This is a genomic window from Polynucleobacter sp. P1-05-14, assembly GCF_018881675.1.
In the GTDB taxonomy this organism is placed as follows: Bacteria; Pseudomonadota; Gammaproteobacteria; order Burkholderiales; family Burkholderiaceae; genus Polynucleobacter.
Map to the genome: position 1 here is coordinate 263,515 of NZ_JACVPV010000029.1, position 13,563 is coordinate 277,077.

Genomic DNA, 13,563 nt, shown 5'->3' on the forward strand with positions numbered 1-13,563 from the left:
AAAGACAGTATGGCAATTCAAACTAAAAATCACTCATTCGTTCGCAATAAACTCCTCAACAAAGAAGAAATTGCATTCTTAGATGTGCGCGAAGAAGATCCTCATGCGCAAGAGCATCCCCTCTTTGCCGCAAACCTGCCTCTTTCCAGAGTAGAGATTGATGCTTACGCAAAGCTACCAAAGAAAAATGTACCTATCGTCACCCTTGATGATGGCGAAGGTTTTTCTCAATTAGCTGCGCAACGCTTAATCAATCTTGGGTACACCGATGTATCGGTTTTTGAGGGAGGTGTTCAAGGCTGGAAAGTAGCTGGCGGTGAAGTATTTAAAGATGTGAATGTTCCCAGTAAATCATTTGGTGAGTTTGTAGAATCCAAGGTCCATACCCCCTCTTTATCAGCGCAAGAAGTAAAACAATTAATCGATGACAAAGAAGATGTCGTTGTTGTTGATGTACGCCGCTTTGATGAATACAACACGATGAGCATTCCCACCGGTATTAGCGTTCCAGGTGCAGAGCTGGTTCTGCGCCTTCCAGAGTTAGCACCCAACCCAAAGACGAAGGTCATTGTGAACTGCGCCGGCAGAACTCGCAGCATTATTGGCACTCAGTCGCTGATTAATGCCGGCATTCCAAACAAAGTTAATGCGCTACGTAATGGCACGATTGGCTGGACGCTTGCCGGCCAAGAATTGGATAAGGGACAAAGCAGAAAGTTTCAGGAAGTGAGTGACGACACAAGAAATGAAGCAGCAGTACGCGCTCGCAGTGTTGCTGATCGAGCCGGCGTTAAGCGCGCTAGCCTTGGCGATATACAGACATGGAAAGCACAAGCCGATCGAACGACTTATTTCTTTGATACGCGCACTCCGGAAGAGTATGAAGCAGGTCATCTTCCTGGCTTTAGATCGGTACCAGGCGGACAGCTTGTACAAGAAACGGATATGGTTGCTCCAGTTCGTGGCGCACGTGTAGTGTTGGTAGACCCAAGTGGTGGTGGCGTGCGCGCTAATATGCCCGCATCTTGGTTGGCGCAAATGGCTTGGGATGTTTATGTTCTTGATGGAGTCAATACCTCCGATCTCAAGGAAAAAGGAATCTGGAAAGCGCCCCTACCCGACCTTCCAAAAATGGAGAGTGTTGATGCTGCTACTGTCTCCAATTGGCTTAAGAGCGATAGCAATACCATTGCAATCGATTTCAGCACACATGCCAACTACGTGAAAGGACACATCCCTGGAAGTTGGTATGCACTCCGTTCTCAACTTACTGAAGCAATGAAAAAAATTCCTCAGGTAGATCGCTATGTTATTACCAGCGCACCAGCTGAATTAAGTCTTTTTGCTGCCCAGGAAGTGCAAGTCTTGACTAAAGCTGAGGTACTCGTTTTGGCAGGCGGTAATGCCGCCTGGGTAAGGGCAGGATTAGATCTAGAAAAAGGTCCGAGTCATTTAGCCTCACCTCCCCTGGATCGCTATAAGCGCCCTTATGAAGGCACTAGTGTAGATCCTGCAGCAATGCAGGCCTATCTTGATTGGGAGTTTGGTTTAGTGGAACAACTGGGCAAGGACGGAACTCATCACTTCTGGGTTCTCTAGGTCCTTGCTGTTGTTCTGAAAGCTTACTGAGTTAATCAGTTAAGCAATCTTGTTGCGGATGATGCCAATGCCAGTGATGTTTGTTTCCATAACATCACCTGGCTTCATAAACTCCTGAGGAGTTCTGCCTGCGCCTACCCCAGAAGGAGTGCCAGTTGCAATAATGTCGCCTGGCAATAATGTTAAGCCACGCGATAGCTCAGCAATAATTGCCGGGATCTTGAAATACATTTGCTTGTAACTAGCGTTTTGCTTTTCAACGCCATTCACACGGCAAATAATGCGAGTGTCATCTAAATTGACACCACCTGCAGTAACAACCCATGGACCCATTGGACCATGACCATCCAAGCTCTTGCCTTTAAACCATTGGCCGGACTGACGCTTTTGCTGAATATCACGCGCCGTAGTATCGTTGAAGGCAGAATAGCCAAAGACATAGTCCATTGCATTCTCTTCAGAAATATTCTTGCCTTTTTTACCAATCACCACTGCTAGCTCAGCCTCCCAATCAATCATGGTGGAGATGCCGGCATCATAAGGAATGTTATCGAATGGGCCATTCATAGTTTGCGTGCCTTTAGTAAAGAGCACAGGAACCTTTGGGTACTCCTTCACAGCAGTATCGGCGCGATGCTTGAGGCCTTCTTCAAAATGGTCTAGATAATTCCAGCCCACGCAATAAATATTGCTTTGTGGCTTAGGGATAGGTGATAGCAAAACCACATTATTCACATTGGCTAAATTACTTCCACGACCTTTAAATAATGTTGCCAACTCACTCAAGCCTTTGTTGCCAGAGGCAGCCAATGAAATCATTGAGGTAGGATCGAATGAGAGCTGTACTTTTTGACGAGCCGCTTCCGCAGGGATATCAACCACCATACCGTCATTAGTAACCAATCCCAATCTTGAGGTGGCACCCATTTTTGGCAAATAGTTAGCAATTCTAAGACCTGCTTTACCGGTTAGTGGCTCCACCACAATCGGCGGCTGACCATCAGTAGCAGCAATGGCATTAGAAATAAACATACCGCTAATAGCAGCAGATGCACCTAATTTAAGCGCATCTCTCCGATTTGTATCCACAGCGTCTCCTTCAATATTTTTGTTTTTAAATGTCTTATTAAGACTAAGCGTTGTTTATTAAACAATCTGCAGTAAATATTAATACCAAACCTGATTCTTGGGCGAAATATTGGAAATATCGCTATCCTCTAGGGGTGCAATCCTTGAGAATCCCCCCCAAATTCGTCTAGCCTTCTACCTTGCGATCCTTCTCGGGCTTAGTGCCTGTGGTCGAGAGACATACACTACTTGGAGTTGTAGCGCCCCTTCCGAGTCTAAAGTTTCCATGGTGCTCCGAAAGGCCCAAATGGAATTTAAGGGGGTGGCACTTGATTATTGCGGAAGTTTGGGCGCCCAAAGCTACTTTGATGAAAAATGCTCAGGTCAAACCGATCAATCGAAGACCGTATTCTCACCCTCCTCAGGTGCGCTCTTGATCAATGGTCAAGAATTCCAGTGCACTGCCTTATAAAAAAGAATGGGAATGTATTACCGATGAATCGACTCAGCCCTAAGAAATTACTCCTCACCAAATGGACCGCAGTTCAACCGATTGCTAAACAAAAGCATTTCTTGGTGAGTAAAGTAATTCTGCCAGAACCACCAAACGAAAAAATTGAGTTTGTGGAAATTGAAGCAGTCTATTCCAAGAAAACCACACAAATCGCATGGCGCGATCTCATCAACAGTGAGTTATGGCTACAAGGTTGGAAATAAAAAACCGCCCCAGTTGTGAGGCGGCTTTGTTTTTCCTTGGCTTAATCAGGCCTATTCATCAGCCTTCTTCTTGCCCCCGGATTTTTTAACTAGTTCATCGATATTCTTTTCCGCAGTCTCGGCAACTTGGTTAACAATACGACGCCCTTCTTTGAACATATTTTGTCCTGTCGTGGACATTTCATGAACTACCTTGGATAACTTGTCAGCATGTGCTGGCATTTTATTTTCAGCATCCTCAAGCCATGTTACCAAAGAGCTACGAACCTTTTCTAAATGCTTTTCCGTTTCATCAGCAGCACCTTCGCCGAGTTCTTTTAAAACTGCTTTCACCTTCTTTTGGTATGCGGCTGCACGTTTCGCAGTTTCTTTTGTAGCTTCTTCCTGTAAGTCTTTTAATTTAGCTAAATCGTTCTTAGCGGCTGACTTGGCGCTATCGAGAGCATTTTTCATGCCCCACTCAATCTCCGCCATATGATGCTCGCTTAATTTTTTTGCCGCCTCAAGCAAAGTATGTGAGTAATCGAATAATTCTTTTGCTTTTTCACGCTGCCATTTTTGAAGTTCTTTTGCATCCATTTGTACACTCCTATAAACAAGGGTTAATAAAGCTTTGGCATTTAACTCTATACCGAAATAGAAGAACTGCCAATTCCCCGAATTTACCGCATTAAAATGACAAAATGAGTGAAAAAATATCCATTTATGAGTCCATTGGCGGCATAGACCAAATTGACGCGTTAGTAGATCGTTTTTACGATTTAATGGCCCTAGAACCCCATTTTGAGGATCTACGGTCCATGCACCCGCAAGATCTTTCCGGCTCTAGGGAAAAACTCAAGTTCTTCCTCACCGGCTGGATGGGCGGTCCTGATATCTACTCACCCAAATATGGCCACCCCATGCTAAGGGCTCGGCATCTGCCATTCAAGATTGGCTTAAAAGAACGAGATCAATGGCTTGCTTGCATGTATAAGGCCATGGAAGATTGCGGGATTGATGGCAACGTTGCCAAGCAATTAGAAGAATCCTTTTTCAATACTGCCGACTGGATGAGAAATCAACCCAACTAATGATGTGGTCATTAAATTGAAATAGGGGGTTGGTGTTATTCGCTAAACTCTCATCAATAGTTACATTAGTAAAGTAGAAAATGATCGAAAGCACGATGCAGCTCCTGAGTGATCCCAATACTTGGATTGCCTTTCTGACACTCTCTGCCCTTGAAATTATTCTCGGCATTGATAACATCATTTTTATTAGCGTTATCGCCAACAGACTCCCCTCTGAAATTCGGGAGAAGGTGCGCCGCTTTGGTCTTTTGTTTGCGCTTGTCACCCGCATTCTTTTATTGCTAAGTCTATCGTGGGTAATGGGCCTTACCAATCCCCTCTTAAGTATCTCCGACCACCTGATTAGCGGCAGAGATTTAATCTTATTGCTTGGTGGCTTCTTCCTGATCTGGAAGGCTTCTAAAGAAATTTATATTGAAGTAGAGGTGGGTGAACATGGTGATGAACAAATTGACTCTCAGGGGAAAGACCGCGCCAAGTCAATGCTCTCTTTATTTATTGGCTCTGTTTTACAAATTGGCTTGCTAGATATTATTTTTTCCCTAGATAGCGTGATTACAGCTGTAGGTATGGTGGATCAAATTAGCGTCATGATCGCAGCAGTCCTTGCTTCGGTGCTCATCATGCTGATTGCCGCTAAACCCATCGGGGATTTTGTTCAGCGCCACCCGTCTATTAAAGTGCTGGCCCTGTCATTTTTGACTGTTGTTGGTGTGGTATTGATCGCAGAAGGAATGGGCGTTCACATTCCTAAAGGCTATGTCTACGTTGCTATGGCATTTTCTTTATCTGTTGAGCTTTTAAATATCCGCTCGCGTGAAAAGAAGAAAAAACTGAAGTAAGCCCTGGTGCGATGAGAAATTTATAGGGATTGCGCACAAGCATAGCCGCTGGCCCATGCCCATTGGAAATTTTGCCCACCCAAATGACCAGTGACATCAACGCACTCACCTATAAAGAATAGCCCTTGGTGTTTGCGCGACATCATCGTTTGACCGTCCAACTCTTTTGTATCCACCCCACCCAACATGACCTCAGCTTTTTTCCAACCCAAGGTACCCGCTGGCTTTACAGACCAGTTCGTGAGCAGCTCCTTGAGAGCTTGACGATCCTTTTTAGAGACTTCGGCCCATTTTCGACCCATTAGATTGCGCTGCTCTGCAAATACTTTAGCTAAGCGCTGAGGAAGCACAGAAGCCAAAATCGTTTCGGTAAGCTTTAAGCGATTCTCTTCATTATTAAAAAGCTCATCGCAGTTAAATCCTCCAGGACGCTCAATTGCGCCAAGCCAATCGATGTGAATCGGTTCGCCCTCTTCCCAATAACTGCTAGCCTGAAGAACTGCGGGACCAGATAAGCCCTTATGGGTCAGAAGTAAGTCCTCATTGAATCTACAGGCGCCATATCGATATCCCTTAGAGCCGGAGGCGATTCTGACTGGGACAGCTAGACCAGCTAATTCACTGAGATCGCCGAAGTTATCTGCAGTAAATGAGAGCGGTACTAAAGCGGGCCTAGGATCAATCACATTCAAGCCAAACTGCTTGGCAATATCCAATGAATAGGCCGTGGCTCCGATGGCGGGAACCGGCAACCCTCCAGTTGCCATAACGACTGACTTAGATTTTTCAGTGCCAGCATTCGTTTGAATGGACCATCGATCACCTTCTTGCTCAATCGCTTGCACTGAGACTGGATGACGAACAGTCACATTCCCCTTGGCGCACTCTGCAAACAATAGATCAATGATTTGTTTGGCAGACTCATCGCAAAATAATTGACCCTGATGTTTCTCATGGTAATTAATACCATAGGATGTCACCAGCTTGATAAATTCTGTTGAGGGGTATCTAGCGAGTGCACTTTTAACAAAATGCTGATTGAGAGATAAAAAGTTAGCTGGGCTACAATGAAGATTGGTGAAATTACAACGGCCGCCACCGCTAATACGAATCTTCTCACCCAATACCTCAGCATGATCCAGTACAAGTACTTTTTTTCCTAACTGGCCAGCAACTCCTGCGCAAAATAAGCCAGCTGCTCCACCACCGATAATGATGGCATCCCAAGTTTTACTCATGCATTACTCAAAACGATCAATGATGTCAGATGAGATATTGAGCTTTCTCATATGAAGCTTGGTATAGGCTTGGCGGAAGTTCTTAGTCATGGAGATCATGGCTGATGCAGTCCATGCGAAGGAAAACATTCCAGAAAAAGCGATGATCACTGCCAGCATCTTCCAGCCATCAGGAAGGATATCTTCCATAAATCCCATTGCAGTATAGGTGCTACCACTAAATAGAATACTTTGCCCCAGAGCAGGCAACAACTTGAATGCATACAAAGCAACACCCCAAATCAGTATTTCAGCGATATGGGTTAAGAATAAGCAGAAGATGCTTGCGTAAAAACAGAGAGCTACGGCAGAGTATTTCTTTTCGGCCAAATATAGAAAAGTTTTGACTTCATAGCGCTTCGAAATCTGCAGCAGCACCACTCCATGAAAAATCATAACCAATAAAAGCATGGTACCACCCAAGAGATAGCCCGGAAGATCTAGAGATGTGGCGATGCTAGTTTGCGCTGGATTCATAGTGGGATTTTACAGGCGAGTACTTCTTAACCCAATTGATACCAATCCTGAATCACCTGCCAAGCCTCCTGGGCAGTCTCTGAGAAGTGAATGGTTTGCATATCCTCTTGATCAATCACACCAAATTCCACCATGTGATCAAAGTTAATCATCTCATTCCAATATTCTTTGCCCACCAGAATCACGGGGATGGGGACGACTTTTTTGGTCTGAATCAGTGTCAACACCTCAAATAACTCGTCACAGGACCCAAATCCGCCAGGAAAGGCAACAATCGCTCTAGCACGCAACATGAAGTGCATCTTGCGCAACGCGAAGTAATGAAAGCGAAAACTTAAGCCGGGGCTGACATAAGGATTGGGGTGCTGCTCCCTAGGTAGACTGATATTAAAACCAATGGTTTTATCGCCCGCTTCAAATGCACCTCGATTAGCAGCCTCCATAATTCCGGGGCCGCCGCCTGTGCAAATATGAAGTTTATTAAAGTTATTCTCTTGAGTAGCGTTGTAATGAGCAACCAATGAGCCGAACTCTCGGGCTGACTCGTAATACTTGCTATGCAGAAGCGCTCTGTTGGCATCTGCAATCTTCTCTGGTGTCTTTGCATTTTCCTTCAGAGTTAATGCTTCAGCATGACTGATAAATCGAGTCGACCCAAATACGGTAATCGTATGTTCGATACCATGCTCCTTGAGTAGGATCTCTGGCTTTAATAACTCCAATTCAAAACGAATGCCAATCGTTTCCCTGCGCGACAAAAAAGCCTCGTCACCAAAAGCAAACTTATAAGAATCCTCGGAATCTTCTTCCGATATTTGATTCTTGTGTAGATTTAAAAACTCAGTAATCGTCTGTGAGTTATTAATGGGGAGTTTTGGACTCATATTGCAACCTTTTGACATCTATTTAGGGTCATCTTACTCTGTGAACTAAATCAGTATTAACACCTAGATTAACCAAGGATATGAGGGCTTAGGGCTTATCAGGATTTACCTAGCACTTAAGCAGAGTTAAGATTGGCTGAATCTCAACTAAATCGAAGGAAAAGCAATGAGCAACCGTTCAATTATCATCATGGTGCTAGTCTTAATTGGTGCCACCGCCTACTTACTCCTCAAAGGCGACGGCAACGTGGATATGGGCGGCGAGAAGCATGGTGCAGAAGCTACTCATATGGAAGAAGCTAAGAAAGATGCTCCCGCCGCTGCTCCAACAGCACCTACTGCTGCTCCAGCGGCTGACGCTAAGAAGTAATTCCTTCTTTTGCACAAAAAGCCGCGGTCCGCCGCGGTTTTTTTATCTCCATCTTTTAATGAAGCTGATATTTTCCTCACTCCTATCTCTGACGCTTTTGTGCTTATCACAACTCGCTATAAGTCAATCACCTAAGACTATGAAAACTATTGACCAATCCACCTTAACTTCTTTTGCGCCAAATGGCGTTCTGCGCGTCGGCATTAATTTAGGCAATCCGATTCTGGCCAATCAGGATTCAAACTCCAAAAGCTTATACGGAGTAACCATTGATATTGCCAATGAGATTGGGAAACATATTTCATTACCCGTCCAACTGATCCCATTCAAAACGGCAGGGGCAACAGTCGATGCAGTGAAGACCGGAGAAATTGATTTGGTATTTGTGGCGATCGACCCAGTTCGTGGCGCTGATATTAGCTATACCCCAGCCTATATACAAATTGAAGGCGCCTATATGGTGAAGGCCTCCTCTGCTTTAAAGACGAATGATGAAGTAGATGCTGCCGGCAATGAAATTGTCGTAGGCAAAGGCAGCGCTTATGATCTTTACCTTACGCGTGAGATTAAAAATGCCGCCCTATTAAGAGCCGCTAGCTCACAAGCCGTAGTGGATGACTTTATGTCTGGAACAGGCAATGTTGCAGCAGGTGTCAAACAGCAGCTAGAGAGTGATGCCAAGCGCTATGGGGGCTTACGGATGCTGCCCGGTCGTTTCATGGTGATCAATCAAGCGATTGGCATTCCGAAGGCTAGAGCCAATTATGAAAGTACAAACGCCTATTTAAGCAATGTCATCGCGGAACTCAAGCAGTCTGGGTTTGTGGCGGACGCTATGAAACGTCACAATATCCAAGGCGCAAAAGTAGCCGACTAAATAAGATTATTGAGTTAGCACCGATAAGAATGCAAGCGTTCAGGAATAATGACCTTAGTCCAATGCAATTCGTCCCTGATGCATTGAGCTAAAACTGATGATGATTCTGGTTCACCATGCACAACAAAGACAGCACTTGGTTCCCGCTTGAATCCTCTAAGCCAGTCTAGTAAACCCGCCTGATCAGCGTGAGCAGATAAACCACCAATTGTGTGAATCGAGGCCTTAACCGGAATCTCTTCACCAAATAGTCGAACCTTCTCCACCTTATCCACCAATCGTCTACCCAGACTTCCATAAGCCTGAAATCCAGTTATGACAATGGCATTTTGAGCACGTGGCAAATTACTGGCTAAGTGATGAACAATACGACCAGCATCACACATGCCGCTCGCCGAAATAATGATTGCTCCACCTTTAATTTTATTTAAGGCTTTTGACTCTTCCACATCCGCAATAAAGCGAAGATCCACAGCCTCTGGGTTATTTTTGTACCATTCAAAAGTAGCTTGAGACTGGCCATCTAATTGAGAGAAAAAATGCTGTGTGAGATGTGTTGCTGCAGTGGCCATAGGCGAATCAACCCAAATACTTAAATGGGGTAGATGTCCTCTTCTCACTAAGTCGATTAAGAGAAATAAAATCTCTTGGGTGCGGCCTACTGCAAAAGCTGGCATTACTACATTGCCATGGGCGGTCATGGTTGAGGTAATCACCTCAACTAACTCATCCTCGGTATCTTGCAAGCTGCGGTGTAATCGATCTCCGTAAGTAGATTCAACCACAACAACATCAGCCTCTTGAATTAGATCAGGGTCAGGCATTAAGACTTTACCCTTCATGCCGATGTCACCTGAAAATACACAGCGCTTTTTCTCAAGCTCATCTTCTGCAATATCGATTACAGCAATAGCAGAACCCAAAATATGTCCAGCATTATGAAATTCCAACTGGATTCCAGGCATCAACTCTGATGACTGCCCATATTCCAAGGGCTCAAACTGGGCTAGAGTCATTTCAACTTCTTCTCTGGAATACAGCACAACGGGCACCTCTCCACGCCACTTTCCTGCCTTGATCTTTCTCTCGGCCCTCTCCACATCTGTGCGCTGCAAATGCGCGCTGTCGAGCAAAAGAATTTTCAATAATTCGAGGGTGGCATTTGTGCAGTAAATCGGTCCAGCAAAACCTTGTGCACATAGACGAGGTAATAAACCACTGTGATCAATATGCGCGTGCGTTAGCACTACAAAATCGAGATCTTTTGGTGGAAATGGTAAAGGCTCGAGATTCTTATTTGTTGCCTCGCGGCCACCCTGAAACATGCCATAGTCCACCATGAAACGCCTTGGCATGCTAGATAACATGACCTCAACCAAATGGCGAGAGCCTGTTACCTCACCTGCCGCACCAAGAAATTGGATCTTCATATGCTCAGCATACTCTTTCCTATAATTTGCTCAAGAGCCCCTGAAATCAGAGCGATACTATTGATATGACTATCAAACCAGCGACCCTTGACGCCCTTAAATTGGTTCAATTTCTTGAGCGTGAGGCTTCAGAACATAAAGGTAATGCAGGAAAAGTTGTTTTAATAGGTGGCGCACCAGGAATGGCGGGCGCTCTAATTTTGGCGGGCAATGCTTGTTTACATCTTGGCGCCGGGTGGACCATCTTAGAAATTCTAGATCCTGCTTCAGCACGCGCAGATATCGATCACCCCGAACTCATGATTCGCCTTGCGACAGATAATATTCATGAAACATTGAATGCTGCACAGCCCGATGTTATTGCTATTGGCCCAGGCCTTGGGAAATCCGCTTTAGCAATTCAATGCCTAGGTGCAACACTTTCATATCCTGACATTCCACTGGTAATTGATGCTGATGCCCTCAACTTAATCAGCGAATCTCCCGAGCTACTCGAGAAACTACAAGTTCGCAATCAAGCACTTCCAGGGCTGACTGTTCTCACGCCTCACCCTGGTGAAGCAGCCAAACTTTTGAAGATCACAACCGAAGAAGTGCAATCAGATCGTGTGGGCGCAATTAAACAATTGGTTGAGCTCACTCAATCGATTGTTGTCCTCAAAGGACAACATACTTTGATTGCCTCTCCACAACATCCTCCGGTTCAATGCCTTGCTGGAAATCCCGGAATGGGCACTGGAGGCATGGGGGATATTCTGACGGGAAGCATTGCTGCCATTGCTGCCCAAGGAATTCGGCATCAACTGGATTTATGGCAAGCTACTGGGATTGCAGTTGAATTACACGCTAGCGCTGCAGATAGCTTAGTGAATAAAGGGATTGGGCCTATAGGCCTAACCCCCTCCGAGACCATTTTAGAAATGCGAGCGCTACTCAATAAGCTGTTATAAATCGTTATGCATTCAGTAAGCGCAGCACATCATCACCGACGCTACCTCTATGGCATTTTGATGGCCGGAGTAGGCTCCATGCTGTTTTCTGGCAAAGCGATTTTGGTCAAGCTCGCTTTTGGTTATGGTGCAAATGCGGAGACGCTTCTAGCCTTACGCATGCTCATGGCACTTCCCTTGTTCTGGGGAATATTCTGGTGGGAGTCCCGCCGTAAGGCAATGGACCCCATCACTTGGCTTGATCGCGCAAAATTATTCTTTCTTGGATTTTTAGGTTACTTTTTATCAAGCTATATTGATTTCTTGGGACTTCAATACATCTCAGTTGGCCTGGAGAGAATTGTTCTTTACCTCACGCCAACCATTGTTTTATTAATCTCTTATTTTGTTTTAAAGAAACCCGTATCTCAAGTACAGTGGTTCTCACTCATCGTTGGCTACATTGGAGTGTTTATCGTCTTTATTCAAGATGCGAGTTCCACCGGCATTGATGCCTGGTTAGGCATGGCTCTCGTGTTCGGCAGCGCCTGCTCTTATGCGGCCTACATGATTGGTGCTGGAGAAATGGTAAGGCGTATTGGTAGCGTGCGCTTAGTTGTCTATGCCAGTTCAGCCTCGGCATTTTTGAGCATAGCGCAATCAACCATCCATAACCCAATGGCTATATTTGAACAGCCTCTACCCATTTATTGGTTTAGCCTGCTGAATGCCAGCTTATGCACCGTTATTCCAATGCTGCTGATTATTATTGCCATCAATCGCATCGGATCTCCACTCGTAGCTCAAGCTGGAATACTTGGCCCAGTCTCCACTATCTTCATGGGATACCTCATTCTTGCGGAACCAATCACTTGGACGCAAATTAGCGGCATGACTTTGGTGATGGCTGCAATGTGGTTGTTAGTACGCAATGATGCGCAAAGAAAAAAGTCACCAGACCCCAAAAGATCTGATGACTTCGATGGTGCAGAGCCCCTCAACTAAGAGGGACTCATTTAAGTGTATTACTGAGCTGCGGCGTCAGCTGCTGCTTTAGCCTTCTTTTTAGATTTCTTTTTTGCTTTTTTCTCAGCTTTCTTTTCTTTCTTTGCTTTTTTCTTTGCTTTTTTCTCAGCAGACTTCTCAGCCGGAGTGGCGGCAGGTGCGGCTACTGGAGCGGCAGCAGGTGCAGCTACTGGTGCAGTTGCAGGAGCTGGATCAGCAGCCATCACGGAGATAGGGGCGATACCGATAGCAGCAGAAATCAGGGTTGCCAGGCTCAAGCGCGCGATACGAGAAATCATGTAATTCTCCAAGATAGTTTGTGGATAATTTAATAATACTCAAAAATTTGAGAAAAATGCTTCATTTTTTAAGGGTTGCTGATGAGTGATTTTCCAAACGACATTTTTACCGAACCCCAAGGCTACTCCGTCAATACCCTAGACCAGCTTGGGCCCTTGACTGGCATGGCTGGGATTTGGGAAGGTATTCGTGGGTTAGACGTAAAGCCCAAAGCAGAAGGGCCCAAGAAGCAAGCTTATGTAGAAAGAATTGAGCTTCAGCCAATTGACCCCCAAACTAATGGTCCTCAGCTGTTTTATGGTTTGAGATACCACACCCACATCACCAAACCCGATCAAGTAAAGACCTATCATGATCAAGTGGGGTATTGGCTATGGGAGCCTGCAACTGGCAACATCATTCATACACTGAGTATTCCTCGGGGCATGATTACGATGGCCTCTGGTAATGCTGCTATAAATGCAAGGCAATTTGAACTGCATGCAAAGGAAGATGATCGCTGCGCAGGCATCTCATCCAATCCATTTTTAGATTACGCCTTCAGAACAGTTGAATTTCATATTCAAGTTTCAATTCACGATGATGGCACTTGGTCTTATGAACAAGACACGGTGATGAAGATTAAAGATCAAGCAGCGTTATTTCATCACGTTGATAACAACACCCTGCATAAGATCGGTGAAGCCACTCCTAATCCCTTAGCTAGATAAAATTA

General features: G+C 45.1%; 17 protein-coding genes. 10 read left to right on the top strand and 7 right to left on the bottom strand.

What is annotated here, in order from left to right; translation table 11 throughout:
• The first annotated feature begins 9 nt into the window (after nucleotides 1-9).
• Entirely contained in the window at nucleotides 10-1,599 is a 1,590-nt protein-coding gene (locus ICN37_RS09795) for a rhodanese homology domain-containing protein (protein WP_216157115.1), read from the top strand.
• Between the two features lie 39 nt (nucleotides 1,600-1,638).
• On the opposite strand, the gene ICN37_RS09800 is transcribed toward ICN37_RS09795, so the two are convergent.
• Nucleotides 1,639-2,688: a fumarylacetoacetate hydrolase family protein gene (locus tag ICN37_RS09800; protein ID WP_216157118.1), complete on the bottom strand. Its 1,050-nt coding sequence runs from the start codon at nucleotides 2,686-2,688 to the stop codon at nucleotides 1,639-1,641.
• Between the two features lie 265 nt (nucleotides 2,689-2,953).
• Between ICN37_RS09800 and ICN37_RS09805 the strand changes: the two genes are divergently transcribed.
• Complete coding sequence (locus ICN37_RS09805; RefSeq protein WP_215321783.1) at nucleotides 2,954-3,139, top strand: hypothetical protein; 186 nt, start codon at nucleotides 2,954-2,956, stop codon at nucleotides 3,137-3,139.
• Between the two features lie 23 nt (nucleotides 3,140-3,162).
• Nucleotides 3,163-3,384 carry a TIGR02450 family Trp-rich protein gene (locus tag ICN37_RS09810; protein WP_216157121.1) on the top strand — a complete coding sequence of 74 codons (222 nt, stop codon included), beginning with the start codon at nucleotides 3,163-3,165 and terminating at the stop codon, nucleotides 3,382-3,384.
• 51 nt (nucleotides 3,385-3,435) lie between these two features.
• Here the strand turns inward: ICN37_RS09810 and ICN37_RS09815 are convergent, their stop codons facing one another.
• Nucleotides 3,436-3,963: a hypothetical protein gene (locus ICN37_RS09815; RefSeq protein WP_215321781.1), complete on the bottom strand. Its 528-nt coding sequence runs from the start codon at nucleotides 3,961-3,963 to the stop codon at nucleotides 3,436-3,438.
• Nucleotides 3,964-4,067: 104 nt separating this feature from the next.
• Here ICN37_RS09815 and ICN37_RS09820 point away from each other — a divergent pair, with 104 nt between their 5' ends.
• Together ICN37_RS09820 and ICN37_RS09825 are read left to right on the top strand one after the other, a co-directional pair.
• On the top strand, nucleotides 4,068-4,457 hold the full coding sequence (locus tag ICN37_RS09820; RefSeq protein WP_215321780.1) for a group II truncated hemoglobin: 390 nt from the start codon (nucleotides 4,068-4,070) through the stop codon (nucleotides 4,455-4,457).
• Between the two features lie 80 nt (nucleotides 4,458-4,537).
• Complete coding sequence (locus ICN37_RS09825; protein WP_216157124.1) at nucleotides 4,538-5,299, top strand: TerC family protein; 762 nt, start codon at nucleotides 4,538-4,540, stop codon at nucleotides 5,297-5,299.
• 20 nt (nucleotides 5,300-5,319) lie between these two features.
• On the opposite strand, the gene ICN37_RS09830 is transcribed toward ICN37_RS09825, so the two are convergent.
• Genes ICN37_RS09830 through ICN37_RS09840 form a run of 3 tightly spaced genes read right to left on the bottom strand, consistent with a single transcriptional unit; the run spans nucleotide 5,320 to nucleotide 7,937 of the window.
• Nucleotides 5,320-6,537, bottom strand: coding sequence for an aminoacetone oxidase family FAD-binding enzyme (locus ICN37_RS09830; RefSeq protein WP_216157127.1), 1,218 nt, complete (start codon nucleotides 6,535-6,537; stop codon nucleotides 5,320-5,322).
• A 3-nt stretch (nucleotides 6,538-6,540) separates the two neighbouring features.
• Complete coding sequence (locus ICN37_RS09835; RefSeq protein WP_216157130.1) at nucleotides 6,541-7,053, bottom strand: hypothetical protein; 513 nt, start codon at nucleotides 7,051-7,053, stop codon at nucleotides 6,541-6,543.
• A 26-nt stretch (nucleotides 7,054-7,079) separates the two neighbouring features.
• A complete protein-coding gene (locus ICN37_RS09840; protein ID WP_216157133.1) occupies nucleotides 7,080-7,937 on the bottom strand; it encodes an LOG family protein in 858 nt (285 codons plus the stop codon).
• Between the two features lie 166 nt (nucleotides 7,938-8,103).
• Between ICN37_RS09840 and ICN37_RS09845 the strand changes: the two genes are divergently transcribed.
• Nucleotides 8,104-8,307, top strand: coding sequence for a hypothetical protein (locus tag ICN37_RS09845; RefSeq protein ID WP_216157136.1), 204 nt, complete (start codon nucleotides 8,104-8,106; stop codon nucleotides 8,305-8,307).
• 139 nt (nucleotides 8,308-8,446) lie between these two features.
• Nucleotides 8,447-9,184, top strand: a complete 738-nt coding sequence (locus ICN37_RS09850) for an ABC transporter substrate-binding protein (protein ID WP_215321775.1) — start codon at nucleotides 8,447-8,449, stop codon at nucleotides 9,182-9,184.
• A 14-nt stretch (nucleotides 9,185-9,198) separates the two neighbouring features.
• Here the strand turns inward: ICN37_RS09850 and ICN37_RS09855 are convergent, their stop codons facing one another.
• Nucleotides 9,199-10,614 carry an MBL fold metallo-hydrolase RNA specificity domain-containing protein gene (locus ICN37_RS09855; RefSeq protein WP_216157139.1) on the bottom strand — a complete coding sequence of 472 codons (1,416 nt, stop codon included), beginning with the start codon at nucleotides 10,612-10,614 and terminating at the stop codon, nucleotides 9,199-9,201.
• Nucleotides 10,615-10,679: 65 nt separating this feature from the next.
• On the opposite strand from ICN37_RS09855, the gene ICN37_RS09860 reads away from it, so the two are divergent.
• Together ICN37_RS09860 and ICN37_RS09865 are read left to right on the top strand one after the other, a co-directional pair.
• Nucleotides 10,680-11,564 carry an NAD(P)H-hydrate dehydratase gene (locus tag ICN37_RS09860; RefSeq protein ID WP_216157142.1) on the top strand — a complete coding sequence of 295 codons (885 nt, stop codon included), beginning with the start codon at nucleotides 10,680-10,682 and terminating at the stop codon, nucleotides 11,562-11,564.
• A gap of 6 nt (nucleotides 11,565-11,570) precedes the next feature.
• Entirely contained in the window at nucleotides 11,571-12,548 is a 978-nt protein-coding gene (locus ICN37_RS09865; protein WP_216157145.1) for a DMT family transporter, read from the top strand.
• Between the two features lie 20 nt (nucleotides 12,549-12,568).
• Here the strand turns inward: ICN37_RS09865 and ICN37_RS09870 are convergent, their stop codons facing one another.
• Nucleotides 12,569-12,847 carry a protein tyrosine phosphatase gene (locus ICN37_RS09870; RefSeq protein WP_216157147.1) on the bottom strand — a complete coding sequence of 93 codons (279 nt, stop codon included), beginning with the start codon at nucleotides 12,845-12,847 and terminating at the stop codon, nucleotides 12,569-12,571.
• A gap of 81 nt (nucleotides 12,848-12,928) precedes the next feature.
• Here ICN37_RS09870 and ICN37_RS09875 point away from each other — a divergent pair, with 81 nt between their 5' ends.
• Nucleotides 12,929-13,558 carry an FABP family protein gene (locus tag ICN37_RS09875; protein WP_216157150.1) on the top strand — a complete coding sequence of 210 codons (630 nt, stop codon included), beginning with the start codon at nucleotides 12,929-12,931 and terminating at the stop codon, nucleotides 13,556-13,558.
• Nucleotides 13,559-13,563 lie beyond the last annotated feature (5 nt).